The organism is Candidatus Thermoplasmatota archaeon (genome assembly GCA_035541015.1).
In the GTDB taxonomy this organism is placed as follows: domain Archaea; phylum Thermoplasmatota; class SW-10-69-26; order JACQPN01; family JAIVGT01; genus DATLFM01.
On sequence record DATLFM010000110.1, the window covers coordinates 22,186 to 48,441 of the forward strand.

Below are 26,256 nucleotides of genomic sequence, written 5' to 3' on the forward strand. Positions count from 1 at the left end.
AGGACGACGTGTGGGAGTCGCTTCCCAAGCTTCCGTCCGTCGTCGCCCGCCGCAAGCTCCAGCCGAAGTTCCGCAACTGCGAGTTCCTCGTCCTCGTGCAGGGAGACGACCCGGACTCGGTGGCCAAGGCGGTTTCGCGCGAGCTTCGCAGCCTCACGGCGTCTCCAAGCTCGAAACGCTTCGGCGCGCCGACGACATCGATCCATCGCTTGTTCCCATCGTGCGGGAGCTCGAGCGGGAAGCCGCCGCCGCCAGCGGTCGCTGACTCAACGGGGCGCCCGCTGCGCGCTCGTGCGCACGCGCTTTGCCGCATCCCCCTGCAGGGGAGGAAACTTCGGCAACTGCGCTTCCGCGAGCTCGAGGTAATTCCGCCAGCCGTGGCGGATGCGCTCGAGGTGGTGCGGCTGCAGGAGATGGTGCACCTTCGCCGGCACGCCCAAGGCGATGCTGCGCGGCGGGATCTTCGTCCCCTCCGAGACGACCGCGCCGGCGCCGATGAACGACTGCTCGCCGATGTGCGCGCCCGTTGTGATGATCGCGCCCATGCCGATGGTCACCTCGTCGTCCACCGTGCACCCGTGCACGATGGCTCCGTGGCCCACCACTACGCGGTTGCCGATGCGGCAGGGCGCGCCCTCGTCCACGTGGACGACGACGTTGTCCTGGATGTTCGTCTGACGACCGATCACGATGGCCTCCGTGTCGCCCCGCAGGGTCGCGTGGTGCCAGACGGAGGTTTCGTCGCCGATGGTGACGTCGCCCGTGACGACGGCCGACGGTGCCAACCAGATCATGCTGCCGCCATGCCGCGACCTCGGGAAAGCCTTTATCCTCCACGCGCGGCTGGCTTTCGGGCATGACCGCCGCCGCGCCCGAGCGCCCCGCCGAAGCCCAACCGTGGTGCGTCGCCTGCCTTTCGGTCTCGCCGCAGCCCAAGGCCTGCCCTGCCTGCAACGGGGAGGTCGTGCTCCTCGAGATCCACCCGCAGGCGCCCGACAACGCCAAGGTCGTCGCCGAGACGCTCCGCACCTGGCGCTCGCGCCAGGCCCGCATCCAGCGAACCGACCCGTTCATGGTGATCCCCAACCGGACGCTTGCATGCCTGGCCGGCGCCCAGCCGGAGCGCAGGGAGGCGTTGCGCACGGTCCCCGGCATCGGACCGGCCAAGGACCGGGACTACGGCTTCGTCCTCGCGCGGTACTTCGCCGAGCTGCACGCCGGCAAGGCCGATACGCGGCCCGCGCTTGCGCGAGGCCCCATGCCCGAAGGGCTCACGACCGAGGAGGAGGCGCTCGTGGTGGATCTGCGGGAAATGGAAAAGCCGCTCCACGATCTCGCCCGGACGCACGGCCTCCCGATCGAATCCCTGCTCGCGCGCATCGCCCGCCTCGTCGAGCGGGGCGTCCCGGACGTGGCACAGCGATTGTGCGCGCCCGCGGAGATCGAGTGGATTTCCGCGCACCTGGAGGCCCATCCGGGCGCAACCCCCGAGGACCTGCGGCAAGCCTTCCCGGTGTGCTCGCTTGCGGCCTGCTACCTCGTCCCGGCGCTTCTTCGGGAGGCCAAGTCCTCATGAGCCCGAAGGGCGCTTTGGGGGCCCGTGCCGGAACCCGTGCGGTGCCCCGTTTGCCGAAGCGACCTCGGCACGCCCGAGGAGGCGCGCGCGCTTGGCGCCTTCGTCGAGGAGCACCCCGGGCACGCCCACTTCTTTGACAGCGCGGCGTGCCGGGATGCGTTTCTTGGGAACCCGCGACGTTACCACGGCTGACGGCGCCTAGGGCCGCGGCTCGCGCGGCCCGTACCGCCGCTCCTCGACGACCCTCGTGTCGTCGGGCGGGATGCGCCCGGCGGCGCTCATGATCGCCACTCCGATGATGAGCACGAGCGCCACGATGGCGATCGTGTACGGAATCCACCGTTCGAGGCCCGTCATGAAGAACAGCATCCATGCGGCCAGGATGACCAAGCCCAAGCCCACGAGGTAAACAACCAGCCTTGCTCCGTCCATGGGTAGCGCTCGGGCCGCCCGGACGGAAGAACGTTAGGGGTCAGAAATCGGTGGAGCGGCGGGCGTCCGGCCGCGGCCACAGACGCCCGTCCGGCAGGACTTCAGGGCTCCTCGCGGACGCGGCGCTCCTCGAAGCGCCGCGGCGGGCGCTCGATGTACGTCGGCCGCTCGACGTAGCGTTCGTCGACGTACGTGCGGTCGGTCGGATAGGCGCCGACTCGATCGGCCATGGCCATGACCGCCACGCCCACGATGAGAAGCAGCGCGGCGGCCGCCACCGAGACCGGAACGAAGCGGTCGAGCCCCGTCGTAAAGAACAGCAGGGCGATCGCCAAGATCACGAGCACAAGCCCCAGTACCCACGTCGCCATTCGGGTGCCGTACATGACCGGGGATCGTCCGGCGGCGGCCAATCAGGGTTTGGGTACGCTCGCCGGTGCTACCCGCGCGCGTGGAACAAGTATCGTTCCCCGGCGTGCTCGAGCTCCTCCGGGCGCGCTTCGTTGACCATCCGCGCGAAGTCGTCGAGGTCCTGCTGGAGAGCCCGCTCGAACGCCTTGCCCGCGCCAAGGAAGTCCCCGAGGTCGCCCAGCAGGCCGCCGGGCGGGTCGTAGTCGATTCGGACCTGGATGCGCGTCCGGCCGGGGCCAAGCGCCTCGAAGGTCACGCGGCCGCTGTGCGTCACGTCGCCCTCGGTCGTCCGCCAACCGATCTGCCGCTGCTCGATCCAGTCCTCGTTGACGGCCGTCCATTCCTGGCGGCCCATCATGTCCACGACCCAGCGGCTGCGCCCGTCGCCGAGCTCCTGGACCTCCTTCACGTGGCGCAGGAACCGGGGGAAGTCCTCGAAATGCGCCCACATGTCCCAAGCCCTCGCGACAGAGGCGTTCACGATCGTGGAGGCGGTTTGCGTCGGCAAGCGATCACCGGCAGGGGTACGGCCCCCGACGGGAAAGGGATTCAGGGACGGTTCCGGCGCGGCCGCTTCCGAGGCTCATCCCTCCCGCACCACCTGCGTCGGATCCTTGTCGAAACGCAGGCCCTTGTAGGACGGCTGGCGGAGCGTTCCCTCGCGCGTCCACTCCGTGAAAGCGACCTCGGCGACCAGGCGCGGATCGACGAACGCCCCGCGTGGGGGCCCGCCCACGAACGGGCTCGTGCTGCGGACAAGCGGGGCGAGCTTTCCGTCCAGGCGATCGAGCTCGGCGTCCGTGAAGCCGGTGCCGACCTTTCCGGCGTACCGGAGCCTCGGCTCGCCGCCGGGACCTTCCTCGTAAACGCCCACGAGCAGCGCCCCGATTCGGCCAAGGCGGGCGCCTTCGCCGCGGGTGAAGCCGCCGATCACGACCTCCTGGCGCATCGCGTTCTTGATCTTGCGCCAGGCGCCGCTGCGAAGCCCCGGCTCGTAGGGCGAGTCCAGTCGTTTGGCCATGATGCCTTCGAGTCCCTTCGCGCGCGTGGCCGCTAGCAACGCGGCGCCGTCGCCGCGATGGTAGGAGGGCGTCTGCCAGTGCGGGCCTTCGAGGCCCAGCGCTTCGAGGATGCGGCGCCGCTTGTCGTACGGACGCGCGAGGAGGCTTTCTCCTTCGAGGTAGAGGACGTCGAACAGGACGTACGTTACGGGCACCGCCCGCTGCATGCGCCGCACGGCGGCCTCGCTCTGGAGGCCCATGCGAGGCTGCAGGCGCTGGAAGCTTGGAGTCCCTTTTTCGTCGAAGGCCACGATCTCGCCGTCCAGGACGGCTTCCCGCGAGCCAAGCGCCGGCCCGAGACCGGCGATCTCCGGATACTGCGCGGTCACGTCGAGCAGGTTCCGGCTTTGGAGTCGCACGCGACCGCCCTGCACGAACGCGACGGCCCGCACGCCGTCCCATTTGATCTCGTATCCCCACGCGGGGTCGTCCTTGGGCAGGCCGGAGAGCTTGGCCATCATGGGAACGACGCGCTCGGGCATGGGATCGGCCCGCGGCTTTGCCGGCGGGTCCATGCGGTGGATCATCCAGTTCTTGCCGCGCGTCCGGAAGAGCACGTATCGTCCGGAGACGCGTCGGCCGTGCAGGACGAACTTCACCTTGTCCTTCTCCCAGGCGACCGGCTCGTACGTGCCCTCGTCCCAGATGGTGACGGGCCCCGCGCCGTACTGGCCTTCGGGGATCGTCCCCTCGAACGTGCGGTACTGCATCGGGTGATCTTCGGTCTGCACGGCGAGGTTGTTCCGCTCCTTGTCGAGGGGAATCCCCTTGGGCACGGCCCACGACACGAGGACGCCATCGCGCTCGAGCCGGAGGTCCCAGTGGAGGCTTCGCGCGTGATGCTCCTGGATCACAAACGCCGGCCGACCGTCCGCGCGCCTGCCCTTCGCCCGGGCGCCGGCGGGCTCGGGCGTCTTGCGGAACTCGCGCATCGCCCGGTACGGCCCCAGAGGATCGTCGGCTTGGCGTTCGCGAGCGGGCGCCGCCATGGCAAGCGCCTCGATCGCAGCGGACGTTGAGGGTCGTGGGACAGGGGCCGGGACCGCGACGGGCGGGCGGCTAGAATTCCAGCGGCCGCGAGCCCGGAAGCATGGCGTTTTGCGGCCGCGCCACGCGGATGCCCAGGGGTTCCAGGTTCTTCTCGAACAGATCGTGGCGCTCCGTGTGGACGGGCACGACCGTCCGCGGGGCGATTTCGCGGATGGCCTCCCAAAGCTCGGGTCCGGCCGCGTGCCCGGAGGCGTGCGCATGGACGTACGGGAAGAGGCCAAAGTGCCGAAGCCAGTTCTCCACGCGCGCGTGGTCCAACCGGCCCTCGTCGTCAAACGGCTCGGTGAGGGAATGGACGTAGCGGGAGCCGGGCGGAGGGTCGAGGTCCACGAGCTGCGTGAGCTCGAAGAAGTCCACGCGCACCACGAACGCATCGGGCTCGTCGTGGATCTCGTGGGCGAAGATGGCATTCGAGTGCTCGACGTACGGACGCTCCCATTCCCGGTACTCGGAAAGGCCAAGATCGCGATCGACACCCGCGCGCCCCAGGAGACCCCACCCGCGCCGCGGCACGTAGATGCGCAGTCCGGCGTCGTGGAGCGACGGCAGCTCCGTCTCTCCTGCCGCTCGAAGCTTCTCCAACACGTAGGCCTGCTTGGTGCTGATGCAAAGCTTGCGATTGGCCGCGCGCGCGGCGTCGTAGAAGCTGAGCATGCGGTCCGTGTCCCGCACGGGCCATCCGGCCACGACAAGAGACGGCGTCGCCTCGATCTCGGCGCGAAGGGCCGCTGCCACGTCGGCCTCCGAATCGATGCCTTCCGCGTCGGCCCGGGTCCCTTCGATGAGGAGCACGTCGGGCTCAAAGGCCTTCGCCTGCTCGACGAACGCGCGCGACCGCTCGCCGTGCCGCCCGTGGAACCGGAAGTCGCCCGTATAGGCGAGCCGGGCGCTCGCGGCTTCGACGAGGATGCCCCGCGCGCCGGGCAGCGAATGGTCTTCGATGACGCCCCGCGCCTTGACGTCGCCCACCTGCGCCTCGTTGGCGCCGTATTCGATCGTCGGGCGCGGCTGCGCAGCGATGTCCTGGGCGTTGAGCTTCTTTGTGCCACCGTCGCGTTTGGCCCCCAGGCGGAACGTCTCCTTCCAGTGCAGGTATTCGTTTCCGCCGATCGCCTCCAGGGCGGCCATGACGGCAAAGCTGCCCTTGGACGCGAGGATGGGAACGTCGCCTCGCAGGAAGGGGAGATCGCCGATGTGATCCACGTGGGCATGGCTGACAAGCACGCCATCCAAGGCCCGCTCGCCGTCCTGAACCCCCATGTGCCGGAGGTAATCGGCGCGGTAGGCCCCCCGGAGATTCTTTGGCAGGAGGTTCAAGCGGAAGTGGTCGCCAAGGCCGTTCACTTTCCGCGGCTGGAGAAAGTCGCTGAAGAAGTCCTTTCGAGCGCCAAAGCTCATCCCAAAGTCGAGGAACACGCGGGTGCGGCCGGTCTCCAGCAGGATCTTGTTCCCGCCGATCTCGTCCACGCCGCCGTAGAAGGTGAGCCGCGCGCTCACAGCGCGAATCCTCCGTTGAGCTCGGGCGCCGTGCGGGCCACAAGCTCCATGGATCGCCAAAGCCGCAACGTGGCGGTCTCCTCCACCCGTCCGGTCGCATGCATGGGTTGCACCATAAGGGTACGGGCGGGCGCCACGACGAAAGCTTCTTCGAATGGTTCGATGCCTTATCGAACGAACTCGCGCCCCCCGCCGAAAGGCGCAAGAAGGATCGCCCGGATTGCCGACCGTGCGCCCGGTCGTCTTGCTGCTGCCGCTCCTGCTTGCGCTTCCGGCGCACGCCGCCACGCTCGAGCTTGCGCCTCCGACGAGCGTCGCCGCGGTGGCCGTCGCCGAGACGCCGCAGGGCCTCGTGGGAAGCGTGGCGACGGTCGACGTCTCGCGGACGACCGGGCGCGGAAGCGGCGAGATCTTCCTCTCCACCCACCCCCTCGCCGAGATCGACATGCAAGGCTCCGCCCGCCTGGCCGTGCGCGTGGCCGGCGCGGCCACCGGCATCCCGGTCGCCGACAAGGACTTCTTCCTCGTCATTCGAAGCCCAAGCCCGATGGTCGGCGGGCCCTCCGCCGGCGCGATCCTGGCCGTCGCCGCCATGGCCTCGCTCGCGTCCGTGCCCGTCCGCAACGACGTCTTCATGACGGGGACCGTAAGCCCCGTGGGCGACGTGGGCCCCATCGGCGGGCTTGCGCCCAAGATCCAGGCCGCGCGCGACGCCGGGGGGCGCCTGTTCCTGTACCCGGAGGCCCAGGACACGGTGACGGTCTTGCGCATGGGAAGCGCAGGCGAGGAGGTCCGGACCCTTGCCACCGCCGACTTCTGCCAGGAGATCGGCATCCCGTGCATTCCCGTGGGCGAGGTGGAAACCGCGTTCCGCCACTTCACCGGCTACGAGCTCTCGCGGCCCGGGCGCATCGAGAACGTGAGCTTTGGCGACTTCGTCTCGGTGCTCGCGCCCGAGGCCGCAGGACGCCTGGAGCGCGCCGGCGGCATCCTGGAGCGCGCCCGCGCGAACCTCACCGCCGCCTCGCTTGGCTCCCCCGAGCGCGCCGCGGCGCAGGACGCGATCGGACGCTCCGAGCGGCTCCTCGACCGCGCGGGCAACGCAAGCGGCGGCCATCGCTACTACACGGCGGCAAGCCTCGCCTTCCAGGCCGCCATCGAGGCGCGACTTGCCGAGCACCTCGTTGCGGTCGCCTCCAATCCGTCGCCCGAAGAAGCGCTTGCGCGCATCGAAACGGCAGCCCGCCGCGAGGCCGAGGAGGCCTTCCATCGCGCGCGGGCCGTCGAGCCCACGACGCTCTCGGAGCTGGGAGGCGTGGGCGCCGCGCAGGAGCGCGCGAGCGAGGCGCGGTCGCTTGTCGGCCGCGCGCAGGCGGCCCGCGAGCAAGGCCAGCATGGCAACGCGCTTCGCCTCCTGGCCCAGGCCGTCGAGCGGACGTCCACGGCGCTGTGGTGGCTCGAGCTTGCGCAGCACCTTCGCGGCGGCCAGCCGCTCTCCCGCGACGAGCTTTCCCGCGCCGCCGAGGAGCTCCTGTCGACGGCAACCGAGACGCTCGCGTACGCTCGCGTGATCCTGCGCGTCGAGCCCGGGCCCGGAGACGCGCTCTCGGAGCCCGCCGAGCTTCTGGCCCGCGCGCGCGCCGACCTCAAGGAGGGCGCCGTGGCCGGGGCGATCTTCGTGGCCTCGAATGCGGCCGTGCAGGCGGGGCTTGCGCTCGAGCGCGCCGGCCTCGAGGACGTCCCGGAGGCCAAGCTCGCCCGCGCGCGCGAACGCGCGGCCGTTGCGATCCTGCAGGCGCGCGAGCGCGGCGTCGAACCGGTGCTCGCGCTCTCGCTCTTCGAGTTCGCGGGGGACCAGCCGCCCACGCACGAGGGCCGTCAGGCGGCGCTTGGCCTCTACGCGACCGCGCGGGCGTCGGCGATGCACCACGCGGTCGTCCGCGACGCGGGCGGCCCCCGGGAGCTGCACTTCGTGGGCCACGCGGTGCCGCCGGGCCCCGACGGCGCGGCGGTGCGGCAGCTCGTGAGCGCGTTTGCGATGGGCGCGGCCGTGGCGACGATGCTTGCGCTGCCCTTCGTGGTGCTGCGAAAACGGTAGCCCGCGCTACGTCTCTTCCTCGTCGTCGACGCCCTCGGGTGGAGGCGCGCCGCCAAGCGTGATCTCGCCGGGCTCGCCGATCTCGCCGATGCGGGCGACCTTGATGCGGCGGCGCGGCGCCTTGAGCGTGGCCGTCTCGCGGACGACCGTGATGGGGATCACGCCGCGCGCGAACTCGGCGTCGGCGACGCGGACCGGATCCACAAGCGGCATGTCCAGGAGCACGGGCGCGCCAAGCGCGATCTGCAGCGACCGCGCGCCGATGATGCGCGCGCGCTCGAACCGATTGAACTGCGAGGCGTCAAAACCCGTCCGGATCGCTTCGGCCATGATAGGAATCCAACCCCGCGGAGGGGGGCTAGTCATGATCCCCGATATATAGTTTTGCGGTCGGGAAGCGGCCTCTTGCGTTCATCCGCGCAAGGCGCGGAACAGGAGCGAGAAGAGCACGTCGCCCACGAAGAACGCGAGCACGAAGCCGGCCAGAAGCGGCACCATGAAGGGCACCTTCGGGGTCACCCACGGCCGTTCGACGCCCGCCTGCCGCAGCGCCTCGTAGTCCTCGTCCTCCCACTCGAACCGGCTGGGCATGCGCACCGCCGCGAGCTTGCCGTCGACGACGGCCTCCATGGGCCACACGTGCGCGCGCTTGGCCGCGTCCACCTCCATCCGGTACCCAAGGAACGCGTGCGGGAACCGAAGATCGCCCCGCGCGAGGTTCCGAACGAAGAACACGAGAGGAAGCGCAAGGAAGGCCAGCAACGCGTTCCCCAGCGTCGCAAAGGACGCGGGCGTGGGGCTCTCCAGCAACGGAAGCGAGCCCGAGAGGTGAAGCGGAAACGGAACGAGCACGGCCGCGGCGACAAGCGCCTTCGCGTCGGCGCCGCCGGCGATGAGATGCAGGCGGTACAACACGAGGATGAAGCCGGCAAACAACGGCGCAAACGCGAGGTACGGAGCGGCCGACACGAGCGAGGGATCGCTCACGAGATCCACGGTCAGCAGCACCGCGCCCACGCTTGCCATGACGATCCAAAGCACGTTTGGCGCTCGGCGCCAACGCAGATCCGTCCACGTCGCAAAGGCCAGGATCGCCGTGCCGGCAAAGAGTCGGACGGCGTCGGTCGCGAGCATGGCGAGAACCGCATGCCTCAACCGTGCTAAGCTTTTTGCGAGAGCGCATCGCTTGCTCCCGCGTGGCCGAGATCAAGCCGCGCAACCGCCGCCGCCTGCGCGACAAGGACGTCGAGACGCTCGCGGTGGCGCTCCAGACCCGTTTCGGGGCGCAGCTTCTGTCGCCCACCGAGCACGTCGACCGCGCCGAGACGAGCGAGTACGACGTCCTCCTGGTGGGCCAGCACATCGTGGCCCTCGTACTGCCCGCAGCCGAGGGCGCGGCGGAGACGATCGCGCCAAGCCTGCGCCTCCTGCTTCGCCAGACGCCCACGCGATCCTACGTCACCGTCGACATGGGCGCCGTGAAGTTCGTGACAAACGGGGCCGACGTCATGGGGCCCGGCATCGTGGAAGCCGACCTGGCGATCCGGAAGGGGGACCTCGTGTGGATTCGCGACGAGCGCAACCGGCGTCCGCTCGCCGTGGGCGAAGCCCTTTTCCCGGGGCCCGAGCTCGTGAAGCAACCGGGCAAGCGCGTGCGGACGTTCCACTGGGTGGGCGACCGCATCTGGTCCTGGGAAGGCTAGGGAAAGAAAATCTCAAGTACACGTTCGCGATTCCGCGCGCGGTCACATGTTCGACAGCTTCAACACGGCCCCCATCGTCATGTTCGTAGGATTCGTCATGGCCGCCCTTGGCGTGGCCGCGCCGATCCTCTACACGTACATGCGAGACGGCGAGCTCTGAAGACGTATACGTCTGTATACATACGTATACATCGGCGCTCATCATCGAACCGCGCGATCGCGGACCGATGGAATCAAGCTTGCACCCCGCGGTCCTCCCGCATGCCTCGCGCACGCGCGGCCCGGCCCGCGTACCCGAAGGACTTCCCCCGATTCGCCCGGTACGGGCCCGCCGATCGGTACTTCTCCGCGCCGCCGGCAGGCTTCTGCATCTCGGTCTTCGCGGTGGCCCGCCGCGGACCGCGCCTCCTCGCCGGGCTTCCCGACCTTGCGCATCCGCGGTGGGAGCGCGAGTGGCTGCCCAACGTGCGAGCGTACGCGAAGGAGGACCGCGAGGAGTACGCGGAGACGCTGCAAGTCCCGTGCACGTACCTTCGCGAACACGAGCATCCGGACGACGCGCTCGCGCGCGTCCTGCGTGCGCAGGTGGGCGCGCGCTCGTACGAGGCGACCGCGCTTGAGATCGTGAGCGCGTCGGCGCAAAGCACGTGGTACCCCGGCGAAAGGCACTGGGACCTCGCATTTGTGTACCTCGTCGACGCAAATGCGCCCGCCAAGCCGCCGCGATGGTGGCACGAGCTTTCGTGGATGGACACGCGCAAGCTGCGCGCAAGCGACTTTGGCTGGAACGGAGACATGCTCGTGGACCTTGGCGTGCTGGCGCGGTGAAACCGAGCCGTCTTTTCGGCCCCTTTGGGCCAAAGGTTAAGGCTTTGCAGAACGGCTTCCCGGCGGGAGGCCATGACGCAACCGGCAAGAATCGCGTCCGTGCTGGCAGCCGCCTTGCTGGCCGGCTGCACGAGCATGGAGCCCGAGGGAGACGCGGTCCAATCGGCCGCCGCGATTCCCCTTCTTTCCGAACTGGGCCTCTTGCGATCGCAACTAATCGAGCATCGCATCGAGCTCTCGCCCGGCCCGAACGAGTGGGAAGCGGTTCGGTTGGCGATGACGCCGGAGCGCTGGAGCTACGTCGATTGGCGTGGTGCCGGTCACGACAACAGTGCGATCGCAAGCTTCGGGCTTCGCGCGGCGGGTCCGCCCGGCTCCTCAGGGGCACTTCTTATCGCCACGCACAATCCGGACAGCCGCTTCACTCCGGACGCCGCGTTCTTCGCGATCGATCTGTCGCCGAGCAACCCATTCAATCCGATGTTGACTTACATCTGGATCGGGTGCAGCGGCGATTGCCCCTCGTCGCCGCCGGCCTATGAATTCGTTTTCATGTTCGGTGCGCCGGTCCCGGCCACGCTTGACGTGGGGCTCGTGAAGATCGACCGTGAGGGCAGGATCCCCGACGGGGCGGTCGAAGGCGTGTCCGAGCGGCCGCGCCTGACCGTCGCGCCGGACGCGCGAGGAAGCCACGCCGTCGCCGGGACGTTTTTCCGAAGCTACGGATCAAACGCTGTCGAGTACCTCGCGGGCGCGATCGAGGCCGAAACGAGGGAGACCGTTCCCTCCGTGGACCCGCTCGTTCCTCGTTCGACGCTTCGCATCTCGGGGACGGCGCCGGCGAAAGACGGCCTGGCAAGCGTGATCGGGATCGTCATCGATCCTGCCGCCGTCTCCGAGTGGAACGCCGCGTACGAGTTTTCGCCCCATGGGGCGGAACGAAAGGGGTTCGCCCCATCGCTATACTGGGTGCCGGGCGAAGTGGCCGGTTACTCGGTCATGCCGGCCATCCTTTGGGAGGAGCGCGAGGTGGAGGCATCCTCGCTGTCTTTCCACCTCGAACGCACGGCAAGCGGCCTCACGCACGGCGCGACGTTCATCGACTTCGCGTTTGCGACGTGGGGGCATGCCGACATCGACCCGTCGGCGCTCTTCGGCTGGCCGCCGTTCGACTACTCGCTTTGGGAGCCGACCGCGGCTCCTGCGCCGGCGCCCGCCGTCCAAAGCGCGATCTGTCTTCCGGCCGTCGCCCTGTGCTTGCCGTCTCGCTGAGTCGGGTTTACACCCGCGGCGGCGCGCAGAACACGCCGCCGATCACGGCGCCGCCGCGGACCTGTCCGCACCGCATGACGGGCGGCTTCGATTCCGAGCTTCCTGCAAACGCGTCCACCTTGTAGCCCTTTCCGGCCGCGCCCACGGAGCAGTCGACCTTGGCGCCGCCGGTGCCCGCCTGCTCGTAGCAGACGAAGTGATCGGCCGCGGGCGAACGCTCTTCGACGTCGACGTACCCGTAGAGCGCGCTCGCGTTTCCGACAAGCCCGATCGTCGCGACAAAGCCCAACCACACGCACGCACGAAGCATTTCTCTTCCACCGTTTGCGACACGGGCGCGCGTGCACTTAGCGGGTTTCCTACGGGATTTCAAGCGGGCGATTCCTTCAGGTCGCCTTCCTCCACCCCGTCGCGCGCTCCTCTTCGTCCGCGCGGGCGTCGCGGAGGTCGAAGTTGAGGTCGACGTTCGTGGAGCGGCACTGCGGGCAGACGGGCTTGGGGAAGGCGACGATGCCGCCGCGGCCCATGCCTTGCGCCCCTTGCGCCTTTCCCCACTCGTATTCGGGGGCTTCCTTGCCGCAGGCCTTGCAGCGGAAGATGAAAAGGTCCACGAGGCCCCGTGAGGCCTCGTGGGAAGGAAAAGGTTCCGGCGCCGGAGCGGTCTAGGCTACGGGGCGAAGGTCGATTCCAACGGGCGGGTCGCGCAGCCACCGGCCGGGGTGGCACACGGCGCCCGTGGGGCCGCCGCCGACCGACTGCTGGCAGACGAGGAGGGTTCCGACCGGGTACTGGCCGGCGCCCGCGGCGACGAAGACGTTGCCGGCCGAGCATACCACGACCGCGCCTTGACCGACGGCTTGGGCGCATTGGACGCCGCGGCCGTCGTGGTCCGTGCGCAAGCACAGCGCGTAGTGGTCGCTGAAGTGGCACGGTTGCGGGTCGAGGACAGGGGACTGCGCCGAGAGGTTCGCGGCGTGGCCCGACGAGGCGAGGAGGACGATCGCGGCAAGGCTCGAAAGGCCCACGAGGACGTGTCGCACGTTTGCACCGGGCCGCGACGAGGTTTGCGCGGCCTTCAACTCCTTCCTAGCGAGTTCCCGACTTCCGGTCCACCGCAACCTATAACATCGGCCGCCCCATTGCCCGACTTAAATAGGCCCCCGGGGGAATTCCTCATCGCCACGAACGCGCGGCTAGCCGGCTCCAACCACCCTCCCAAGCCCCCGTGGCTTCGGGTCCGGCCCCCCGGCGGCGAGAGCTACCTTCGCATCAAGTCGCTGCTGCGGGAGAACGGCCTTCACACGGTATGCGAGGAGGCCCAGTGCCCGAACGTGGGCGAATGCTGGGGCGGGGGCACGGCCACCTTCATGCTCATGGGGGACACGTGCACGCGCGGCTGCCGCTTCTGCGCCGTGAAGACGGCCAAGGTGGGGGCGCCGCTCGACCCGGACGAGCCGTCCAAGGTCGCGGCCTCGATCGCCGCCCTTGGCCTCGACTACGTTGTGCTCACGAGCGTGGACCGCGACGACCTGCCCGACCAGGGCGCCGCGCACGTGGCCGAGACGATCGCCCGCCTTCGGGCGAGCGATCCTCGCCTCCTCGTCGAAGTGCTCATCCCGGATTTCCAGGGCCGCCGCGACCTTCTGCAAACGGTCGTCGAGGCGGGCCCCCACGTCCTTGCGCACAACGTGGAGACCGTCGCGCGCCTGACGCCCACGGTTCGTGACGCGCGCGCGGGCTATCGACAGAGCCTTTCCGTCCTGCGCATGGGGAAGGAGATCCGGCCCGGCCAGGTGACAAAGTCGAGCCTCATGGTGGGCCTGGGCGAGACGGACGACGAAGTCGTCGCGGCCATGCGGGACCTTCGCGAGGCGGGCGTCGACGTGCTCACGATCGGGCAATACCTGCGCCCGTCGGCGTGGCACTTGCCCGTCGACGGCTACGTTCCGCCCGAGCGGTTCCGCCGGTACGAGGAGATCGGGCTCTCGCTCGGGTTCGCGTACGTCGCAAGCGGGCCCCTCGTCCGGAGCTCCTACCGCGCGGGCGAGTACTTCCTCAAGAGCTACCTTTCGCAACGGACCGGTGCCAAGGCATGATGCAATTGCGCCAAGTCGTGCGCGAGAACGGAGAATACGAGGCCGCAAGCGAGCCCAAGGTGGGCGCCGACGAGCTTCGCGCCATGTACAAGGCGATGGTGCAAGTGCGGCTCCTCGACGAGCGCGGCATGCTTTTGCAGCGCCAAGGCCGCATCGGTTTCTACATCAGCGCGCAGGGCCAGGAGGCCGTGCACGTGGGCGCCGCTGCCGCGCTCCAGCCCGCGGACTGGTACTTTCCGCACTACCGCGACGTGGGCGTCGCGCTCCTGCGGGGGGCCTCCTTTCGCGACATCTTCAACCAGCTGTTCGGGAACGCGGAGGACCTCATCAAGGGCCGCCAAATGCCCAACCACTTCGCCTTCCGGGCGCAGAACTACAATTCCGTCTCGAGCCCCCTTTCCACGCAGATTCCGCAGGCCACGGGCGCCGCGTACGCGATGAAGTACCTGGGCAAGAAGGAGGTCGCCATGGTCTCCTTCGGCGACGGCTCGACGTCGGAGGGCGATTTCCACGTGGGCCTCAACTTCGCGGCCGTGTGGAAGACGCCCGCGGTCTTCGTGTGCAACAACAACCAGTGGGCGATCTCGGTGCCGCTCAAGAAGCAGACGGCAAGCGAGTCCATCGCCGTGAAGGCTCTCGCCTACGGCATGCCGGGCGTCCGCGTGGACGGAAACGACATCCTCGCCGTCTACAGCGCGGCCAAGGAGGCCGTCGACCGCGCGCGGCGCGGCGAAGGACCCACGCTCATCGAATGCGTCACCTACCGCATGAGCAGCCATTCCTCAAGCGACGACGCCGCCCGCTACGTCCCCAAGGAGGAGCTCGACCGGTGGGCGAAGAAAGATCCCATCGTCCGCTTTGGAACGTACCTTCGCCGAAAGGGCCTGTGGGACGACGCGCGCGAACGCGAGTTCGTCGAGGCGACCAAACACGCCCTCGAGGAGGCTTTCCAGCACGCCGAGAAGGTGGGCAAGCCTCGCTTCGAGGAGATCTTCAACGACACGTACGCGGAGTGGATCCCGCAGTACGGCGAGCAGATCAAGGAGCTTCAGGACGCGCACCCGGAGGGGGCCTAGGAATGCCGGAATTGACCATCGTGCAGGCCGTCACGTCGGCGCTTCGAACGGAGATGCGGCTCGACGAGAACGTCATCGTGCTCGGCGAGGACGTGGGCGTGAACGGGGGCGTCTTCCGCGCCACGGACGGGCTCCAGAAGGAGTTTGGCGAGGACCGCGTGATCGACACGCCGCTTGCCGAGGCGGGCATCGTGGGCGCGGCCATCGGCATGGCCCTCTACGGGCTCAGGCCCGTGCCGGAGATCCAGTTCCAGGACTTCATCTTCCCCGCCTTCGACCAGATCGTGAACGAGCTTGCCAAGTTCCGCTACCGCAGCGGCGGCCAATACCCCTGCCCCGTCACGATCCGCACCCCGTACGGCGGCGGCATCAAGGGTGGCCATTACCATTCGCAGTCGGGCGAGGCGTACTTCGCGCACACGCCGGGACTCAAGGTCGTCGTGCCGAGCAACCCGTACGACACGAAGGGCCTCCTCATCGCCTCCATCCGCGACCCCGACCCCGTCATGTTCTTCGAGCCCAAGCGCATCTACCGCGCGGTCAAGGGCGAGGTTCCCGAGGAAGCGTACACCGTGCCCATCGGAAAGGCCGAGGTCGCGCGCGAGGGAGCCGACGTCACGCTCGTGGGCTGGGGCGCCATGCTCCACGTGTGCCTGCAGGCCGCCGAGAAAGCGCAGGAGCGCGGGATCTCGTGCGAGGTCGTCGACATGCGCACGCTTGTGCCCCTGGACGAGGAGACCCTTCTCGACTCGGTGCGCAAGACCGGGCGGCTCGTCACCGTGTACGAGGCGCCGAAGACGGGCGGCTTTGGCGGCGAGATCGCGGCGATCGTCGCCGAGAAGGCCATCGAGCACCTGCGCGCGCCCATCGCGCGCGTCGCCGGGTTCGACACGCCGTTCCCCTACACGCTCGAGAACTACTACCTTCCCGACGTGCCGCGTACGCTGCACGCCATCGAGAAGGTCATGAGCTGGACGTGAACGCATGGCCAACGACGTTCGAAAGGCGATCGAGGAAGCCGAACGCGCGCTCGAGGACATCCGCCGCCGCGCCGTGCAGTTCGCCCAGGAGAGCCAACGCGAGATCGAGCGCCGCCTGCGGGACATCCAGGAGCTCGCCAAGCAGGAAGCTTCCACGCGACGCGCCGACGCGGAGAAGCAGGCCGCCGCGGCGCTCCAGGAAGCGGCGGCCGAGCTCGATCGCCGCACCAAGGAGCTGGAAGCGCGCTGGCACGAGGCCTTGAAGCGGCTCCAGGACGCCATGGAAAAGCGCAAAGGAGGCGCCTAGCGTGTTCGAGTTCAAGCTGCCCGACGTGGGCGAAGGCATCCACGAGGGCGAGATCGTCGCGTGGAAGGTCAAGGAAGGCGACGTCGTGAAGGCCGACCAGCCGCTCGTCGACGTCATGACCGACAAGGCCACCGTCGAGATCACAAGTCCACGCGCCGGTCGCATCGCCAAGCTCGCCGCCAAGGAGGGCCAGCAGGTGAAGGTGGGCGAGGTCATCGTCGTCATTGACACCGAAGCGGAGCAAGGCTCCGCGAGGCCCGGCGGAACCGGAGGTTCCGCCAGGGAGTCGGCCGCCGGCGCGCCCACCGCGCAGCCTCAACGCGCCACAGAGCCTGCGCCAACGGCGGCCCCGCCCAAGGCGGAGGAGAAGAAGGAGAAAACGCTCTTCGAGCTTCCCGAAGGCGTCGCCGCCGCCTACCAGCCCAAGGCCGGGCTTGCGCACGCGCAGCGGAACAAGACGCAGGCCGGCGGCGCCGCGCCCACGCCCGTTTCCGTCGCGGCCGGCCCCGTGCTCGCCGCCCCCGCCACGCGGCGATTGGCGCGCGAGCTTGGCGTGGACCTTGCGACCGTCCGCGGAACCGGCCCGGCGGGGCGCGTTGAGCGCGCCGACGTTGAGGCTGCCGCACGCGCCGCGCCGCGGACGACCGCGCCGGGCGCGGGAGCCGTCGCGCCCGCCGTGACGATCGCGCCCACTTCGATCCCCAAGGGCCCCGGGCAGGAGGAGCGCATCCCGCTCAAGGGCTTGCGCAAGCGCATCAGCGAGCGGATGACGGAGAGCAAGCGCCACGCGGCGCACTACGCGTACGTCGAGGAGGTCGACGTGACGGACCTCGTGAAGCTCCGGGATCACGCCAAGGAGATCGCCGAGCACAAGGGCGTGAAGCTCACGTTCCTCCCGTTCGTCCTCAAGGCGGCGGCGCACGCGCTGAAGAAGCACCCGCTCGTGAACGCAAGCCTCGACGAATCCACGGGCGAGATCGTCCTCAAGAAGTACTACAACCTCGGCGTGGCCGCCGCGACGCCCGACGGCCTCATCGTGCCCGTCGTGAAGAACGTCGACCGCCTCCACATCCTCGACATCGCGCGCGAGGTCGAGCGCCTGGCCGAGGCGGCCAAGAGCGGCAAGAGCAAGCTCGAGGACCTCCAGGGCGGCACCTTCACCGTGACGAGCTTGGGCAAGATGGGCGGCCTCTTTGCGATCCCCGTCATCAACTACCCGGAGGTCGCCATCATGGGCGTCCACAAGATCGAGAAGCGCCCCGTCGTCGCAAAGGACGGCCACTCGATCGTCGTGCGGGACATGATGAACCTCTCCTTCAGCTTCGACCACCGGATCGTGGACGGAGCCATTGGCGCGGAGTTTGCGCACACCCTGATCCGGTACTTGGAGCATCCGAATCTGCTGCTGTTGGAAGGGCTTTGACGAGTCCTACGTCAGCACCTGCACGCGCAGCACGTAGGACGGCGCGTTGCGGGCCGACGCGGAGAGGACGACCACGTGCGTGTCGACCTCGTCGCACGTGTCGGCGAGACGAAGCGCGGCCGTGATGGGCGCGCTGCCGCCAACGGGAATGGACCCGACGGGCAGGTCGAGCGGCGAGGCGCCGCCCTGCGCGCTTAGCCAAACGTCGCCGGCAGGCGCGGAGCCAACGTTCTCCACCGTGATGCGGAAAGGAACCTCGTCCTGGCAGCCTTGGTCCTCGTAGGAGAAGCCCGCGAGGAAAAGCTGCGTACGGGCTTCGGCAAGCGTCACGGGCTCCCCCGGCGGAGCCGCGCATCCGGCCAACGCGAGGGTGCCGACGGCCGCAAGCACGACGAGTCGCATGGTCTATCCAAGCGCCCGGCCGGCGATGAAGGTTTCCCCCGTCCGGAACCTTCGCGAGATCGGCTGCGCCTCCTACGCGATCATGACGATGGGCCCCTGTCGGAGCCGCTTGGCCCGTCCGGCGTCGCAGCGTAGAGCCGCATGGCAAGGCCGTCGAGGCGGATCTCGACGATCCCCCGTTCGTGCAGATGATAGACGGCTTGCCATGCGAGCTGGACGCTCCATCCCAGCGCGCATGCAAGCGTCGGCGGGTCGATGCCGGGGCGATCCCGGACGACGACGAGGACGGCGGCGAGGCGGCCCTCGGAATCCTCCAGGCGGGTGACGGCCACAAGCATCCGTTACCGTAGATGAAAATGATTCTTATCCTAAGTTCCTGTACGGATTCGGACGGGTTCGAGAGCACGGGGACGAAATCACTAAGAGCCGGCCTTGCGCTCGCGGCTCGATGTTCGGACGTGTCCTTGCGCTCGCGCTCGTCGCGGTGGCGCTGCTCCCGGCCGCCCAAGGACAAGGGTCCGAATGCTCCGGCCCCTCCGCCAATCCCAATTCCTTCACCCTTGGCCCGGACGCCGGAAGCCGGTCGGTCCTGATCTTTGGACCCGGCGGGTGCAGCTACGGCGTCACCACAACCGAGGAATGGCTGCACGTGCCCGTGAGCGAGGTCGCGACCTCCGACACGGAGGCACAGACGCTGACGTTCACGTTCGACGCCTACACAGGCGACTACGTGCGCAACGGACGCGTTTCGATCTACGACTACAATGGATACGCTGGCGCTTCGGTGTTCGTGTCGCAGTCGGCTCGGGCAAGCGGCGACGGCTCCGACCATTCGGGTGACTCTCTCGAAGGCGAGGAGCGGTCGCGGCTGCACAACAGCGAGACACCCGGAATCGAGACCGCGTTTGCGATCGTCGGCCTTGCGATCGTCGCCGCGATCGCGCGCAAGCGCTAGCCCGTCCCTGCGGGCCCTCGGGCGGCCCTACCGCAGCCGAATCGTCTCCAGATTGTACGGCGCGTGCGTCTGCATGCGGTACTTCTTGTGGATGGACGAGGCGAGATCGAGGCACTTTGTCTCCTCGCCGTGCATGACGATGACGCGGTCGGGCTTGGGCTGCAGGTTGTTGATGTAGTTCATGAGCTGGCGGCGGTCCGAGTGGCCCGAGAACCCGTCGCAGGTCTCGACCTGCATGTTCATCTTGACGATCCGGCTTTGGCCGCCTTTCTCGCTCACGGTGATCTCGTTCCAGCCCTTCTGGATGCGCCGCCCGAGCGTGCCCTCGGCCTGGAAGCCCACGAAGACGAGCGTGTTGCGCTCGTCGGGCGCCCAGGCTTTGAAGTACTCCATGACGGGGCCGCCCGACAGCATGCCGCTTGTCGCCAGCACGACGCAGGGGTCGTGCGAGTCGAGGACGTTGCGGCGCTTCTCCTGGCTGTCGATGCGCTGGAAGATGGGCGAGAGGAGCGGGTTCTCGCCCTCGTGGAAGATGGTCGTGCGCAGCTGGTTGTTGAGGAACTCGGGGTAGGCCGTGTGGATGGCCGTGGCTTCCCAGATCATCCCGTCGAGATAGACCGGCACGCGCGGCACCTGGCCCCGGCGCATGAGCTCCTCCATGACGATCATGATCTCCTGCGAGCGGCCCACGGCAAAGACGGGGCAGACGACCTTGCCGCCGCGCCCCAGCGTGCGCTCCAGGATCTCCTTCATCTGGTCGAGCGCGTTGATGCGCGTGGGCTGGAAGTCGTCGCGCCCGCCGTAGGTCGACTCGATGATGAGGGTCTCCAGGCGCGGGAAACGGTTGACGGCCGGGTTGAACAGCCACGTCCGCTCGTACTTCATGTCGCTTGTGATGGCGATGTTGTGCATGCCGTCGCCCACGTGGAAGTGGGCGATGGACGAGCCGAGGATGTGCCCGCTGTTCTGCAGCGTGAGCTTGATGTCCGGCGAGATGTCCGTCGTGTCGCCCCAGTTGAGCGTCACGCAGTGCTTGACGAACTCGCGGATGTGGTCGCTGTCGAAGGGCGGCTTGCGCCCTTCGGCCGCGGCCACCTTGAGATAGTCCAGGCACAGGAGCGCCGTGATGTCGCGCGTCGGCGCCGTGCAGTACACGGGCCCCGTGTAGCCGTACTTGTAGAGAAGCGGGATGAAGCCGCAGTGGTCGAGGTGGGCGTGCGAGAGCACGACGGCGTCGAGCGAGTCGTACGGGTAGATCTCCGGCAAGTGCAAATACGGCGAGCCGGACGCGTCTCCGTCGGCGCTGATGTTGACGCCGCAATCGATCATGACCTTGCTGTCCTGCGTCTGGAGGAGGTGGCAGCTGCGGCCCACCTCGCGGTAGCCGCCGAGGCTCGTCCAGCGGACCCAGGGTTCCTGGTTGCCCGTTCCGCGGTAGATGCGGCGGCCGGTCTTGTTGAGAATCGCCTTGCGCTCGTCGGCCTCCGCGCGCAGGTACTCGCGGATCTCCTTCACAGTCTTGCTCGGGATGGGCGGCGTGCGCGCGACCTTGAGGGCCCAGCCGATCTCCTTCTTGACGTTGTTCAGGGTCTCGCCGTGGCGGCCGATCACAAGACCGGGCTTTCGCGCCTCGATCATGACCTCGCCCACGTCGGGCTCGAAGTAGATCTCGGTGATCTCGGCCTCGGCCGGGACGAGCTCGCGGATCTTCGCCTCGGCCTCCGCGACGTCGGCGAGGACGGAGGGGTCGGGCCGCACGACGACGCGCTTGCGAAGGCGCTTGGCCAGGCGGCGGACGAGGTCTTCCTGCTCGGCGAACTTCTCCGGGTGCTTCGTGTAGAGCACGAGGGTGGCCGCTTCGAATTCGATGTCGGTGATCTCGACGCCGGGAGGAACCTCCTGGCGCACGGTTTCGCCGATCTCCCGCAACAGCTCTTCAACGCCCATGGGGAATCGCCTTTCCGAGTCTCTCCGCTGTCCGCGTCGTCGTTACGGAACGCGTGAGCGAGAGAGGCCCCCGCGGGGGCGAGGAACGGCGCGTTGCGCGCCTAGTTGCCGCCGGGCTGCGGCGTGACGATGCCCATGCGCTTCTTGCGCCGGTCGATCTCGGCCTTGTCCAGGCGCTTGAAGCCGGTCTTGGGGTCGATGGCGCAGATGGCGATGCCGTCGCCGCTGGCCGAATCGCGCTTCATGGCGGCCATGAGCGCGCGGATGCCAAGGTCGAGGCCCTCGTCCGTCGTCATGTCGTCCTTCCAGTGGTCCTCGAGCACGCCGTACATGAACGGCGAGCCGGAGCCCGTGGCGACGAACTTGTCGGGGATGCTCCCGCCGGCGGCGTCGAGCGAGTAGACCCAGCCGCCCTCCTTGTCCACGCCGCCCACGAGGAGCTGCACGTAGAAGGGGGCGAACTTGCGGCCGTTCAGGATGTTGGCAAGAAGCGTCGAGGCGGCCTTGATCGAGATGGGCGCGTTGCGCTTGACCTCGTAGAGCTCGACCTCGGCGGCAAGCCAGCGGGCGAGCACCTGCGCGTCGCCCACGAGGCCGGCCACGGTAAACCCGATCCGGTCGTTGATGCGGAAGAGCTTCTGGGTCGTCTTGTGTCCGATCATGTGGCCCATGGTGGCCCGCATCTCGGTGCCCATGACGACCCCGTTCTTGCAGACAAAGCCGAGCGTGCTCGTGCCCGTCTTCATGAGGTTTGCTTCGTTGGAGAGGAGTTTGTCCATGAACGGTTCCCTCGAAAAGTCGAGAAAACTACTGAAACGGTCATTCGGGGCGCCGCTATATAAGCGTTCGGTAGCGCCCCGTCCTGTCCCGTACGGGTCCACGGCAGCCTCTTGAACGAGTAGCGTGTTGCGGCCGAGCGTGGAACCCATCCGCTTTGCGGCCTTGGGCGCTGGCACCTGTGCGCTTGGCCTTGCGATCCTGTCGAGCTACGTCTGGTCCGTCGGCTCGGTGGGGAACGGAGTCGCAAGCTCGCTTGGCGCGCTCGGGTTTGCGCTGCTTGCGTTGGCCCTCTGGCAGCCCGAGCGTCCCGACACGCTCCTGCGGGCCGGCGCGGGAATCGCCATCGTCGCCGTCTCGCGGCTTGTGTCCACCGCCGCGTGGGGCGCGCAGGGCAACGCCGAGAACGCGCTCCGCTCCATGCTCACGCTCTTTGCCTTCGTGCCCGCCGCCGTGCTCTGGCTGGGCGCCGCTCGGGGGCGCTTCCCCGTCGGGCGTGCCGTCCTTGCGCTGCGATACGGAAGCCTCGCCGGGGCGTTTCTCGCCGCGTACGTGCTGTGGAGCCTGCTCGACGGCGCCCCGGGTCCGCTCGTCCTGGGCTTTGCCACGTGGGCGATCGGCCTCGTCGTGCTGTCGTTGTACATCGAGACCCCTCGAAGCCACGCGATCGGGCTTGTGCCGGCCGCGCCGGAAAATCCGGCGCGGCTTTTAGGGTCATAAAATCCGGGGCTAGCCAAATCGCTCGGGCACGGCGCGGAACTCGGAGACCTTCTCCCGCAGCACGTCGAAGACCGCTTGCGCCGTCACGACCTCGTCGGGATCGGCGGGCGTTCCCGGCTGCACGAAGGTCAGCGTTTCGAGGTACGGGTGCGATCGTCCGGCCTTCCAGCCGACAAGCGCGGCCGCGTACTCTCGGCGCGCGTCGTCCACGCCGCGGTTGCCCGTGACGATCTCGTGGGCGAGGTTCAAGGCGAGCCTTGCGGCCTCCTCGCTGTCGCAGCGGGCGGAGACCTCGCCCTTCGTGCGCTCGGGGATGACGCTTCCGTGGAAGCGCGCGAGGTCCGAGAACCGCTCGACGGGCGTGCGATAGTCCACGAAGCATTCGAGGAAGTCGCCGTGCGGGAGGGGGAAATCGTGGTGCACGATGTCCCGGTACGCGACGATCCGTTTCCAGGGTCCAACCGAGCGCCAGAGGAGGAAGCTTGGGCCGGCCTCCTCCGGCTCGCCGTAGCGGTCGAGGAGCTCGCGCGCCGCGTCGGCCGGTCCCTGGGGCCACTCGTCGAGCAGGGCGAGCACGCGCTCGCGCGTGGGAATGTCGATCATAGGGGTACCATCGCGCCTTGGCGTTGGGGTGGGCTTGCGGTTTGGGGAACAAGGCGCGGTGGAAGACGGCGGCCGTCGGCGGCGCCCGGTCGCAAGCGGGCGCTTGCCCGGCGGGCCTTCCCGTTGCCAAGCGCTATGGAAGCGGGCGTCCACTCACGGGCGAGGGAAGCCAATGGAACCGCCGAACCCGATGCGCATGGAACTGCAGCCCCGCCGCGTCCGCCAGTCGCCCCGCGAGGTCAAGGTCAAGCTCTCGCACCCGACGTGCATCCGCCTCCACGCCCAGAAGATCCTTCGGGGGCAGGGTATTTCGGCCACGGTCGAGACGGCCCTCAAGGAGTATTTCGAGCGCCTGGCCGGCCAGCCCGGCGCGTTGACGCCCGAGCAGATGGTCGCCGCGGGGCTGACGAGCGCGCTTGCCGGCGGCGACGAGCGGATCGCCTTCGACGCCTGAGGGTCACGATGAAAAACGGTGCCGGCGCGCGGGCGCCGGGACGTAGTGCTCCTGTCGGGATTTGAAGTCAACCCGCCGGGAAAACGGGGAGGTAGACCCTAGCGTTTGGGCCCTACCGGGAAGCCGGTTCCTCAAGGCCCGCCAAGCGGCGGGCCACCCCTCTTTTTTCTTCTTTTGCGCGGGCCAGCGGAGGCAAGGGGCATGAGGTCGCCGATCAAGTGGTTCGGCGGCAAGAGCCTCCTTGCCGAAACGATCGTTCGGCGCATTCCGAAGCACGAATGCTACGTCGAAGTTTTCGGCGGCGCGGCATGGGTCCTGTTCCGAAAGGAACGGTCCAAGTCGGAGATCTACAACGACATCCACGCCGATCTCGTCAACTTCTTCCGCGTTCTTCGGAATCAGCAAGACGAGTTCCTTCGGAAAGCCAAGTTCCTGATGCCAAGCCGCGACGACTTCCTTCGGGCGCGGGATGAACCCCGGGAACCGCTCGATCCCGTCGAACGCGCCCTACGGTTCTACCTTCTCGTCAGCCAGTCGTTCAACTGCAACCTGCGGGAATACCGACCCACCAAGACGCGCCCGCCAAGCCGCGTCGACATGGACCGCCTTCGGGAAGCAAGCCAGCGGTTGCAGCGAGTCTGGATCGAGCGATTGGACTTCGAGGAATTGATCCGGCGGTACGATAGCCCGCAGACGTTCTTCTTCCTCGACCCACCCTATGCCCCGATCAAGTTTACAAGCGGCGTCTACGGATGGTCCGACCCCGAACACGACCGCCTGAAGCGCGTCGTTGCCGGAATCAAGGGCCGCTTCCTGATGACGTACCCGGACTGGCCCCGCCTCCGGGAACTCTGGTCGGAATACCCAACGGAACGGATTCCGACCCAATACCGCAGCTTCAACCGCGAAGCGCAGCCACGCTACGCGGACGTGCTGCTCATCTCGAACTACGACACCGCGAAAGTCTGCCCGCTGGTTCGCCCGGGATTCGCGGAAACGGTGGTGAACCTCGATGATCTACAAACTGAACCTTAGCACCCAGCAGGTCTTGCGACTGATCCAACTTGGCGAAAGTCCCGACAACCTCGAATGCCTCACGGAATCCCAAAAAGACACGCTACGGAACCTTGCAGCGGAACTTCGGCAACGCCTGGAGGCGCTCTAAATGGTCTACGAAGAAACGGAACGAATCCTTGCCGTCATCACGACGCGCGTGAGCTCGCAAGGACGCCTCTACCTCAAGAAATACCGGGGACGTCCCGTTCGGATTCTCGTGCTCTTGGACGACCCGAACGTCGCGCGCCCGTTCATTGATGGCCGACGGAGGCTGTAGTCCGCCTACCGGCGTCGAACCTCGTAAGAGAAACTCACGATCCGGTCGGCGATGCGGCTTGCATCGCTGTCCGACATTTGGCGAAGCGTTCTATCCAACGGATCGTCGCCGGGACCTTGCTTGGTCCCGGTCAAGCTGTTAATGATCGATTCGTGCTCTTGCCAGAGTTTCTCTTCCTTGAGGTCCATTTTCTGAAGCCGCATGATGCTAATGTAGGCTTCCCGCAAACGGTGCTGGATTGAATCCGTGCCGATAGCAAGCGCGCGGACTGCGACGTCGTATTTTTCTTCCGGGTACGAGGACTTCATGCGCTCGGGAGGCTTCGCATGGCTCTTGAGACTTGCTGGAGGAGGAGACTCCCCCAGCGCATCCCCTTACGCCCGCGAAACTCGCGAGCGACGAGGCTTCTGCTGCCGGATCGCAGCCGCCTGTCGCGGCAAGGAACGGACCAAGCGCTGGAGGCGATACTCCGGCGCGGGCGTCCCAAGCTCCACGACGACGACTCCGCGCAGGCGACAACGACGCTGATGAAGTTCCAAGTTGCGGGGAAGGTAGCGCCGGAAGCACCATCGGCAGGCGGGATCGGGATTCCATTTGCAGGCGCTCTCGTGGAACCATCGCCCCGTTCGGCTTGCGTACGGCTCGCCGCAATAAAGGCAGGGGTGCTTGCTTCCGATGCGCAGCAAGCGAAGGATTCCGTTCCGAATGCTGAGCTTGGTTTCCTTTCCGGTGATTCCGAACATGGTTTCATCTCCTATCCGAAGTGCGCGAAGTTTCCGATCTTGCTCGTATGCAGGACGAGCTCCAGTCCGTTCTTCTCGTTCACGTACAGGGCTTGGAACGGAAGCATTCGCGAAATGTAGGCGCCCACGCTTGGAAACCTTCCGGGAAGCGGGTTTCGGAAGAACGTGCTGACGCGCTTGAGATCGTTGGGGTCGGTCATCTTCAGCGTGATTCGAACGTTGGCTTGCGAAGCCATCGTCGTGTCGAGCAGTTGCACTCGCTGGCTGACCATGAGCAGGTCGTTGGCCTGCGTTCGCGCGTCGGTCACAAGGATCTGCGCGTAACGCGGCGTCTTACCTTGCGGAGCAACGACGTGCGCCTCCTCGATCAGCAAGACCGTATCGCCGCGGTCGTAGATCGCGTGCGCCAAGTGGTCGAAGGCTTCCAGCATCTCGTCGAGCGTCAAACCTTGCGGAACGATCCGCACGCTGGGAAACTTCGCGATGAGCTTGAGGAAGAACGAGTGCTTTTC

At 67.8% G+C, this 26,256-nt stretch carries 34 protein-coding genes; 16 read left to right on the forward strand and 18 right to left on the reverse strand.

What is annotated here, in order from left to right; all coding sequences use genetic code 11:
• Positions 1 to 266: 266 nt before the first annotated feature.
• A complete protein-coding gene (locus tag VM681_10840; protein ID HVL88481.1) occupies positions 267 to 794 on the reverse strand; it encodes a gamma carbonic anhydrase family protein in 528 nt (175 codons plus the stop codon).
• A gap of 62 nt (positions 795 to 856) precedes the next feature.
• Here VM681_10840 and VM681_10845 point away from each other — a divergent pair, with 62 nt between their 5' ends.
• Together VM681_10845 and VM681_10850 are read left to right on the forward strand one after the other, a co-directional pair.
• Positions 857 to 1,576 (forward strand): HRDC domain-containing protein, encoded by a 720-nt coding sequence (locus VM681_10845; protein HVL88482.1) that lies wholly within the window; start codon positions 857 to 859, stop codon positions 1,574 to 1,576.
• Positions 1,577 to 1,600: 24 nt separating this feature from the next.
• Entirely contained in the window at positions 1,601 to 1,768 is a 168-nt protein-coding gene (locus VM681_10850) for a hypothetical protein (GenBank protein HVL88483.1), read from the forward strand.
• A gap of 6 nt (positions 1,769 to 1,774) precedes the next feature.
• Here the strand turns inward: VM681_10850 and VM681_10855 are convergent, their stop codons facing one another.
• The 5 genes from VM681_10855 to VM681_10875 form a co-directional block, all read right to left on the reverse strand.
• The gene (locus tag VM681_10855; GenBank protein ID HVL88484.1) at positions 1,775 to 2,008 is read right to left on the reverse strand and encodes a hypothetical protein; all 234 of its coding nucleotides are present in this window, start codon (positions 2,006 to 2,008) and stop codon (positions 1,775 to 1,777) included.
• A 101-nt stretch (positions 2,009 to 2,109) separates the two neighbouring features.
• The gene (locus tag VM681_10860; protein ID HVL88485.1) at positions 2,110 to 2,394 is read right to left on the reverse strand and encodes a hypothetical protein; all 285 of its coding nucleotides are present in this window, start codon (positions 2,392 to 2,394) and stop codon (positions 2,110 to 2,112) included.
• A gap of 53 nt (positions 2,395 to 2,447) precedes the next feature.
• Positions 2,448 to 2,927, reverse strand: a complete 480-nt coding sequence (locus VM681_10865) for an SRPBCC family protein (GenBank protein HVL88486.1) — start codon at positions 2,925 to 2,927, stop codon at positions 2,448 to 2,450.
• Positions 2,928 to 3,002: 75 nt separating this feature from the next.
• Entirely contained in the window at positions 3,003 to 4,469 is a 1,467-nt protein-coding gene (ligD, locus tag VM681_10870) for a non-homologous end-joining DNA ligase (protein HVL88487.1), read from the reverse strand.
• 70 nt (positions 4,470 to 4,539) lie between these two features.
• Positions 4,540 to 6,027 carry an MBL fold metallo-hydrolase gene (locus tag VM681_10875; GenBank protein HVL88488.1) on the reverse strand — a complete coding sequence of 496 codons (1,488 nt, stop codon included), beginning with the start codon at positions 6,025 to 6,027 and terminating at the stop codon, positions 4,540 to 4,542.
• Between the two features lie 229 nt (positions 6,028 to 6,256).
• On the opposite strand from VM681_10875, the gene VM681_10880 reads away from it, so the two are divergent.
• On the forward strand, positions 6,257 to 8,125 hold the full coding sequence (locus VM681_10880) for a S16 family serine protease (protein ID HVL88489.1): 1,869 nt from the start codon (positions 6,257 to 6,259) through the stop codon (positions 8,123 to 8,125).
• 6 nt (positions 8,126 to 8,131) lie between these two features.
• On the opposite strand, the gene VM681_10885 is transcribed toward VM681_10880, so the two are convergent.
• Both VM681_10885 and VM681_10890 read right to left on the reverse strand, forming a co-directional pair.
• The gene (locus VM681_10885) at positions 8,132 to 8,455 is read right to left on the reverse strand and encodes a DNA-directed RNA polymerase subunit K (protein ID HVL88490.1); all 324 of its coding nucleotides are present in this window, start codon (positions 8,453 to 8,455) and stop codon (positions 8,132 to 8,134) included.
• An 81-nt stretch (positions 8,456 to 8,536) separates the two neighbouring features.
• Positions 8,537 to 9,259: an A24 family peptidase C-terminal domain-containing protein gene (locus VM681_10890; protein ID HVL88491.1), complete on the reverse strand. Its 723-nt coding sequence runs from the start codon at positions 9,257 to 9,259 to the stop codon at positions 8,537 to 8,539.
• 62 nt (positions 9,260 to 9,321) lie between these two features.
• Between VM681_10890 and VM681_10895 the strand changes: the two genes are divergently transcribed.
• The 3 genes from VM681_10895 (at position 9,322) to VM681_10905 (ending at position 11,928) form a co-directional block, all read left to right on the forward strand.
• Complete coding sequence (locus VM681_10895; protein HVL88492.1) at positions 9,322 to 9,828, forward strand: PUA domain-containing protein; 507 nt, start codon at positions 9,322 to 9,324, stop codon at positions 9,826 to 9,828.
• Between the two features lie 261 nt (positions 9,829 to 10,089).
• Positions 10,090 to 10,656: a hypothetical protein gene (locus VM681_10900; GenBank protein ID HVL88493.1), complete on the forward strand. Its 567-nt coding sequence runs from the start codon at positions 10,090 to 10,092 to the stop codon at positions 10,654 to 10,656.
• Positions 10,657 to 10,728: 72 nt separating this feature from the next.
• Positions 10,729 to 11,928 carry a hypothetical protein gene (locus tag VM681_10905; protein HVL88494.1) on the forward strand — a complete coding sequence of 400 codons (1,200 nt, stop codon included), beginning with the start codon at positions 10,729 to 10,731 and terminating at the stop codon, positions 11,926 to 11,928.
• 7 nt (positions 11,929 to 11,935) lie between these two features.
• Here the strand turns inward: VM681_10905 and VM681_10910 are convergent, their stop codons facing one another.
• From VM681_10910 to VM681_10920, 3 genes are all read right to left on the reverse strand, one after another.
• The gene (locus VM681_10910; protein HVL88495.1) at positions 11,936 to 12,238 is read right to left on the reverse strand and encodes a hypothetical protein; all 303 of its coding nucleotides are present in this window, start codon (positions 12,236 to 12,238) and stop codon (positions 11,936 to 11,938) included.
• 76 nt (positions 12,239 to 12,314) lie between these two features.
• Positions 12,315 to 12,539: a hypothetical protein gene (locus VM681_10915; protein HVL88496.1), complete on the reverse strand. Its 225-nt coding sequence runs from the start codon at positions 12,537 to 12,539 to the stop codon at positions 12,315 to 12,317.
• 51 nt (positions 12,540 to 12,590) lie between these two features.
• Positions 12,591 to 12,968, reverse strand: a complete 378-nt coding sequence (locus VM681_10920; GenBank protein ID HVL88497.1) for a hypothetical protein — start codon at positions 12,966 to 12,968, stop codon at positions 12,591 to 12,593.
• Between the two features lie 99 nt (positions 12,969 to 13,067).
• On the opposite strand from VM681_10920, the gene lipA reads away from it, so the two are divergent.
• The 5 genes from lipA to VM681_10945 are packed head-to-tail and all read left to right on the forward strand — an operon-like array spanning position 13,068 to position 17,810.
• Complete coding sequence (lipA, locus tag VM681_10925) at positions 13,068 to 14,024, forward strand: lipoyl synthase (protein HVL88498.1); 957 nt, start codon at positions 13,068 to 13,070, stop codon at positions 14,022 to 14,024.
• Positions 14,021 to 15,100 carry a pyruvate dehydrogenase (acetyl-transferring) E1 component subunit alpha gene (gene pdhA, locus VM681_10930; protein ID HVL88499.1) on the forward strand — a complete coding sequence of 360 codons (1,080 nt, stop codon included), beginning with the start codon at positions 14,021 to 14,023 and terminating at the stop codon, positions 15,098 to 15,100. The genes lipA and pdhA overlap by 4 nt, the downstream gene beginning before the upstream one ends.
• A gap of 2 nt (positions 15,101 to 15,102) precedes the next feature.
• The gene (locus tag VM681_10935) at positions 15,103 to 16,080 is read left to right on the forward strand and encodes an alpha-ketoacid dehydrogenase subunit beta (protein HVL88500.1); all 978 of its coding nucleotides are present in this window, start codon (positions 15,103 to 15,105) and stop codon (positions 16,078 to 16,080) included.
• 4 nt (positions 16,081 to 16,084) lie between these two features.
• Positions 16,085 to 16,387: a hypothetical protein gene (locus tag VM681_10940; protein HVL88501.1), complete on the forward strand. Its 303-nt coding sequence runs from the start codon at positions 16,085 to 16,087 to the stop codon at positions 16,385 to 16,387.
• A gap of 1 nt (position 16,388) precedes the next feature.
• Positions 16,389 to 17,810: a dihydrolipoamide acetyltransferase family protein gene (locus VM681_10945; protein ID HVL88502.1), complete on the forward strand. Its 1,422-nt coding sequence runs from the start codon at positions 16,389 to 16,391 to the stop codon at positions 17,808 to 17,810.
• 6 nt (positions 17,811 to 17,816) lie between these two features.
• Here VM681_10945 and VM681_10950 read toward each other — a convergent pair whose 3' ends face one another.
• Both VM681_10950 and VM681_10955 read right to left on the reverse strand, forming a co-directional pair.
• On the reverse strand, positions 17,817 to 18,212 hold the full coding sequence (locus tag VM681_10950) for a hypothetical protein (GenBank protein HVL88503.1): 396 nt from the start codon (positions 18,210 to 18,212) through the stop codon (positions 17,817 to 17,819).
• Between the two features lie 80 nt (positions 18,213 to 18,292).
• Positions 18,293 to 18,544 carry a hypothetical protein gene (locus VM681_10955; GenBank protein HVL88504.1) on the reverse strand — a complete coding sequence of 84 codons (252 nt, stop codon included), beginning with the start codon at positions 18,542 to 18,544 and terminating at the stop codon, positions 18,293 to 18,295.
• Positions 18,545 to 18,660: 116 nt separating this feature from the next.
• Between VM681_10955 and VM681_10960 the strand changes: the two genes are divergently transcribed.
• Positions 18,661 to 19,167 carry a hypothetical protein gene (locus tag VM681_10960; protein ID HVL88505.1) on the forward strand — a complete coding sequence of 169 codons (507 nt, stop codon included), beginning with the start codon at positions 18,661 to 18,663 and terminating at the stop codon, positions 19,165 to 19,167.
• A gap of 27 nt (positions 19,168 to 19,194) precedes the next feature.
• Here VM681_10960 and VM681_10965 read toward each other — a convergent pair whose 3' ends face one another.
• Positions 19,195 to 21,114, reverse strand: coding sequence for a beta-CASP ribonuclease aCPSF1 (locus VM681_10965; GenBank protein ID HVL88506.1), 1,920 nt, complete (start codon positions 21,112 to 21,114; stop codon positions 19,195 to 19,197).
• Between the two features lie 101 nt (positions 21,115 to 21,215).
• Positions 21,216 to 21,893, reverse strand: coding sequence for an archaeal proteasome endopeptidase complex subunit beta (gene psmB / locus VM681_10970; GenBank protein HVL88507.1), 678 nt, complete (start codon positions 21,891 to 21,893; stop codon positions 21,216 to 21,218).
• Positions 21,894 to 22,032: 139 nt separating this feature from the next.
• Between psmB and VM681_10975 the strand changes: the two genes are divergently transcribed.
• The gene (locus VM681_10975; GenBank protein HVL88508.1) at positions 22,033 to 22,611 is read left to right on the forward strand and encodes a hypothetical protein; all 579 of its coding nucleotides are present in this window, start codon (positions 22,033 to 22,035) and stop codon (positions 22,609 to 22,611) included.
• Positions 22,612 to 22,620: 9 nt separating this feature from the next.
• Here VM681_10975 and VM681_10980 read toward each other — a convergent pair whose 3' ends face one another.
• Positions 22,621 to 23,214, reverse strand: coding sequence for a hypothetical protein (locus VM681_10980; protein ID HVL88509.1), 594 nt, complete (start codon positions 23,212 to 23,214; stop codon positions 22,621 to 22,623).
• Between the two features lie 172 nt (positions 23,215 to 23,386).
• On the opposite strand from VM681_10980, the gene VM681_10985 reads away from it, so the two are divergent.
• The 3 genes from VM681_10985 (at position 23,387) to VM681_10995 (ending at position 25,001) form a co-directional block, all read left to right on the forward strand.
• On the forward strand, positions 23,387 to 23,668 hold the full coding sequence (locus tag VM681_10985; protein HVL88510.1) for a hypothetical protein: 282 nt from the start codon (positions 23,387 to 23,389) through the stop codon (positions 23,666 to 23,668).
• A 201-nt stretch (positions 23,669 to 23,869) separates the two neighbouring features.
• Positions 23,870 to 24,703, forward strand: a complete 834-nt coding sequence (locus VM681_10990) for a DNA adenine methylase (protein ID HVL88511.1) — start codon at positions 23,870 to 23,872, stop codon at positions 24,701 to 24,703.
• A 130-nt stretch (positions 24,704 to 24,833) separates the two neighbouring features.
• Complete coding sequence (locus VM681_10995) at positions 24,834 to 25,001, forward strand: hypothetical protein (protein ID HVL88512.1); 168 nt, start codon at positions 24,834 to 24,836, stop codon at positions 24,999 to 25,001.
• Between the two features lie 5 nt (positions 25,002 to 25,006).
• Here the strand turns inward: VM681_10995 and VM681_11000 are convergent, their stop codons facing one another.
• Both VM681_11000 and VM681_11005 read right to left on the reverse strand, forming a co-directional pair.
• Complete coding sequence (locus VM681_11000; protein ID HVL88513.1) at positions 25,007 to 25,309, reverse strand: hypothetical protein; 303 nt, start codon at positions 25,307 to 25,309, stop codon at positions 25,007 to 25,009.
• A gap of 446 nt (positions 25,310 to 25,755) precedes the next feature.
• Positions 25,756 to 26,256, reverse strand: a 501-nt coding sequence (locus tag VM681_11005) for a hypothetical protein (GenBank protein HVL88514.1), incomplete at its 5' end; no start/stop codon positions are given.

Coding starts and splice junctions, on each gene's coding strand:
- psmB (HVL88507.1), bottom strand. CDS start 21,893: ATGGACAAACTCCTCTCCAACGAAGCAAACCTCATGAAGACGGGCACG.
- VM681_10995 (HVL88512.1), top strand. CDS start 24,834: ATGGTCTACGAAGAAACGGAACGAATCCTTGCCGTCATCACGACGCGC.
- VM681_10885 (HVL88490.1), bottom strand. CDS start 8,455: ATGGCCGAAGCGATCCGGACGGGTTTTGACGCCTCGCAGTTCAATCGG.
- VM681_10990 (HVL88511.1), top strand. CDS start 23,870: ATGAGGTCGCCGATCAAGTGGTTCGGCGGCAAGAGCCTCCTTGCCGAA.
- VM681_10940 (HVL88501.1), top strand. CDS start 16,085: ATGGCCAACGACGTTCGAAAGGCGATCGAGGAAGCCGAACGCGCGCTC.
- VM681_10950 (HVL88503.1), bottom strand. CDS start 18,212: ATGCGACTCGTCGTGCTTGCGGCCGTCGGCACCCTCGCGTTGGCCGGA.
- VM681_10965 (HVL88506.1), bottom strand. CDS start 21,114: ATGGGCGTTGAAGAGCTGTTGCGGGAGATCGGCGAAACCGTGCGCCAG.
- VM681_10905 (HVL88494.1), top strand. CDS start 10,729: ATGACGCAACCGGCAAGAATCGCGTCCGTGCTGGCAGCCGCCTTGCTG.
- VM681_10935 (HVL88500.1), top strand. CDS start 15,103: ATGCCGGAATTGACCATCGTGCAGGCCGTCACGTCGGCGCTTCGAACG.
- VM681_10890 (HVL88491.1), bottom strand. CDS start 9,259: ATGCTCGCGACCGACGCCGTCCGACTCTTTGCCGGCACGGCGATCCTG.
- VM681_10855 (HVL88484.1), bottom strand. CDS start 2,008: ATGGACGGAGCAAGGCTGGTTGTTTACCTCGTGGGCTTGGGCTTGGTC.
- VM681_10840 (HVL88481.1), bottom strand. CDS start 794: ATGATCTGGTTGGCACCGTCGGCCGTCGTCACGGGCGACGTCACCATC.
- VM681_10900 (HVL88493.1), top strand. CDS start 10,090: ATGCCTCGCGCACGCGCGGCCCGGCCCGCGTACCCGAAGGACTTCCCC.
- VM681_10960 (HVL88505.1), top strand. CDS start 18,661: ATGTTCGGACGTGTCCTTGCGCTCGCGCTCGTCGCGGTGGCGCTGCTC.
- VM681_10980 (HVL88509.1), bottom strand. CDS start 23,214: ATGATCGACATTCCCACGCGCGAGCGCGTGCTCGCCCTGCTCGACGAG.
- VM681_11000 (HVL88513.1), bottom strand. CDS start 25,309: ATGAAGTCCTCGTACCCGGAAGAAAAATACGACGTCGCAGTCCGCGCG.
- VM681_10845 (HVL88482.1), top strand. CDS start 857: ATGACCGCCGCCGCGCCCGAGCGCCCCGCCGAAGCCCAACCGTGGTGC.
- ligD (HVL88487.1), bottom strand. CDS start 4,469: ATGGCGGCGCCCGCTCGCGAACGCCAAGCCGACGATCCTCTGGGGCCG.
- pdhA (HVL88499.1), top strand. CDS start 14,021: ATGATGCAATTGCGCCAAGTCGTGCGCGAGAACGGAGAATACGAGGCC.
- VM681_10860 (HVL88485.1), bottom strand. CDS start 2,394: ATGTACGGCACCCGAATGGCGACGTGGGTACTGGGGCTTGTGCTCGTG.
- VM681_10910 (HVL88495.1), bottom strand. CDS start 12,238: ATGCTTCGTGCGTGCGTGTGGTTGGGCTTTGTCGCGACGATCGGGCTT.
- VM681_10985 (HVL88510.1), top strand. CDS start 23,387: ATGGAACCGCCGAACCCGATGCGCATGGAACTGCAGCCCCGCCGCGTC.